This window comes from Wolbachia endosymbiont of Atemnus politus (assembly GCF_013309895.1).
The window spans coordinates 1-3,033 of record NZ_JAAXCS010000138.1; the positions used below are offsets into that span (position 1 = coordinate 1).

Genomic DNA, 3,033 nt, shown 5'->3' on the forward strand with positions numbered 1-3,033 from the left:
TTGACAATTTAAAAGCGTAGTGAAGTTGAAAAATATGTAGATAAAAGAGCAGAAGAAGTTAAAAACGAGGTTGTAACATATATAGTATACAAGGTGTTAAATAATATGGTGGGTAATAAACCGCTAACTGCACCAAAAGTGACCAAACCTGACCAAGTTGATGATAGCTCAACGCAAAATCAAAAAGTTATCAAAGCTCTATTTATAGGGAAAATACTTGTATGGGATCGCTCAAAGAGTGGCCAGAAATACGAAATTAGAGTTGAAGGAGTGGAAAGGTTTGTAGACAACAAAACTGGAAAAGTGATCGAAGCTAAGTCTCTATCCACGGCATGCATAGCATTGGTTGGTGATAGTGGTTGGGACGAACTTAAAGTATGTCTTGTCCCTGAAAAAGAACCGAGAAAGTTGAGCTATTACCGTGCAAAATTTCTGTCAGCTCAAAAGTAGATTATTTAAGCAATATGTTAAGCTTTTAAAGAGGTCTTAGTTTACTTACTCCATTATTTTCTTTATTATCGGGGATCAAGGTATTGTTTTAAATGATATGGAGGAATAGGTTGTCAGCAATTGCTATTATTGATTTTGGTTCACAGTTTACACAGCTTATCGCAAGACAAGTCAGAGAAATGGGCGTTTATTGTGAGATATTTCCAAGCAACATCAATTTTAAAATAGTATCAAAATTCAATGGATTCATTTTCTCTGGAGGACCACACTCTGTAAGTGATAGTTGTTCTGAAGCAAGTGAAGTAGCGCATGAGATTATAAAAATTAACGAGGCAACAAACGTTCCTATACTTGGAATATGCTATGGGCAGCAACTCATTTGTCATTATTTTGGGGCAAAGGTAAGAAAAGAATTCAACCAGGAATTTGGCAAAACTAAGATCAAGATACTAAAAGAATCTCCCATTATAAAGGATACATGGGACGTTAATTCTGAAGTGGATGTGTTGATGAATCATGCAGACAGTGTTGAAACTATACCGCAAGGATTTACTGTTATTGCATCAGGTGTGATAAATCAAACAATTGCAATAATTGTCAACGAACAACGTAAGATATACTGTACTCAGTTCCATCCTGAAGTTAAACCTACAACAAATGGTAGTAAGTTGCTCTCTAACTTCTTGGATATTGTAGGTTGTGAAAGAGACTGGACAATGAAGTCGCTTATTGAGAAGCAGAAGGAAAAAATCAAGAATTTAGTAGGAGAGAAAGAAGTAATTGCTGCGGTAAGTGGTGGAGTTGATTCAAGTGTTGCAGTGGCTCTCACACATAAAGCTATAGGAGAACAATTGAACTGTATTTTTATCGATACTGGGTTGTTACGCAAGAACCAGACCATCACTATGTTGAAAGAGATTCCGATAAACTACGTTGATAAATCAAATTTATTTTTGAGTAGGTTGAAGGGAATAATTGATCCGGAAGAAAAGCGAAAAATTATCGGTAACACTTTCATTGAAGTGTTTGAAGAAGAAGCAAAAAAAATAGGGGATGTGGATTTTTTAATGCAAGGCACCATCTATTCCGATGTAGTTGAATCAGGACATGCTTCAGGGAATGCCAGTACAATTAAATCTCATCATAATGTTGGTGGATTGCCAGAAAAAATGAACCTAAAGCTGGTGGAACCTTTGCGCTACCTCTTTAAAGATGAGGTGAGAATGCTTGGAAAAGAAATTGGTCTTTCAGACGAGATAATATTTCAACATCCGTTTCCTGGACCTGGACTTGCAGTGAGGATCATAGGTGAAATCGATGAAGAAAAGGTGCAAATATTGCAAGAGGTAGATGAAATATATATTAATACAATGAAGAATTACAATCTATATGATAAGATATGGCAGGCTTTTGCTGTACTGCTGCCAATAAAAACTGTGGGGGTTATAGGAGATAGTCGTACATATGGATATGTTTGTGCTTTGAGAGCTGTAACATCTTCTGATGGTATGACAGCCGATGCGTTCCCATTTGAAGATAAAAATCAATATTCGTCAGTATTTTGGAGTTTTTTACAGGATGTTAGCAGCATAATCGTTAATAATGTTTCCGGAGTAAATAGAGTTGTATATGACTTAACTTCAAAACCACCAGCAACTATTGAATGGGAATAACCTAGAGCTGTTTTTTCTTCCTCATACACCGCACTTTTTTCCTTGTGCTACTTATAGCTTCGACAAGCAATGCAAACATCAATGAAGAGTACAAGTATTCTTTTGGTAGTTCTATGCAAAGTCCATCAAGTATTAGGTACACACCAACGAGTAGAATAAATAAAATAGCAATTATTTTCAACCTTGGGTTAGATTTGATTAATTGAGCAGTATAGCTTGATAAAAATATCATTGCTAATATGGAAAACGTATATGCTATAGCAATTATTACCATGTTATGAGTTAATGCTATGGCTGTTAATAAAGAATCAACTGAAAAAACTAAATCTATTAATATAATTTGCAGCACAACTAAAAATAATTGTGATTTGATATCTACTTTTTTTTCGGTTTGCTTGCGTGGGAAAATATCGTTCCGTAACTCCATAGAGCTTTTAACAATGAGAAATAATCCTCCTGCTATCATAAGTAAATCTTTTATTGAGATGTTGAGCGATACGATATGAAATATAGGTCTTTGCATCGATAATACATGTGATGTAAAAAATAGTGTTATAAAGCGCATTAATAATGCTAATCCAAGACCTACAAGGCGTACTCTTTCTTTCAGCGCATTTGGTATCTTGTCTACCGCTAAAGAAATAAAGATCAAATTATCTACGTTAAGTATAGTTTCAAGCAACGTAAGTATCAGTAAAGTCCAAGCGTCAGCTAGCATTTTCATTTCCGGTTTAGCTCCTTTACTCTACAATAGATATGTAAAAATTAAGTGACTTCGCCTGGGCAAGGTATAGCACAGGCTAGATCTACTTATCTCTATGGTGCTTCAGCACAGATTCTGCTAACAGATCTATGTGCCTTCTACGCCGGCTTTAGAACTATTAGTATTCTCTATCACTTGAGCTGGTTT

3 protein-coding genes are annotated in these 3,033 nt (G+C 35.4%); 2 read left to right on the forward strand and 1 reads right to left on the reverse strand.

Annotation, left to right across the window (positions count from 1 at the left end):
• Window positions 1-105: 105 nt before the first annotated feature.
• Together HET73_RS06755 and guaA are read left to right on the forward strand one after the other, a co-directional pair.
• Entirely contained in the window at window positions 106-450 is a 345-nt protein-coding gene (locus tag HET73_RS06755) for a hypothetical protein (RefSeq protein ID WP_174133322.1), read from the forward strand.
• 110 nt (window positions 451-560) lie between these two features.
• Entirely contained in the window at window positions 561-2,123 is a 1,563-nt protein-coding gene (guaA, locus tag HET73_RS06760) for a glutamine-hydrolyzing GMP synthase (protein ID WP_174133324.1), read from the forward strand.
• A gap of 1 nt (window position 2,124) precedes the next feature.
• On the opposite strand, the gene HET73_RS06765 is transcribed toward guaA, so the two are convergent.
• On the reverse strand, window positions 2,125-2,841 hold the full coding sequence (locus HET73_RS06765; protein ID WP_174133323.1) for a TerC family protein: 717 nt from the start codon (window positions 2,839-2,841) through the stop codon (window positions 2,125-2,127).
• Between the last annotated feature and the right edge of the window lie 192 nt (window positions 2,842-3,033).

Coding starts and splice junctions, on each gene's coding strand:
- HET73_RS06755 (WP_174133322.1), top strand. CDS start 106: ATGGTGGGTAATAAACCGCTAACTGCACCAAAAGTGACCAAACCTGAC.
- HET73_RS06765 (WP_174133323.1), bottom strand. CDS start 2,841: ATGCTAGCTGACGCTTGGACTTTACTGATACTTACGTTGCTTGAAACT.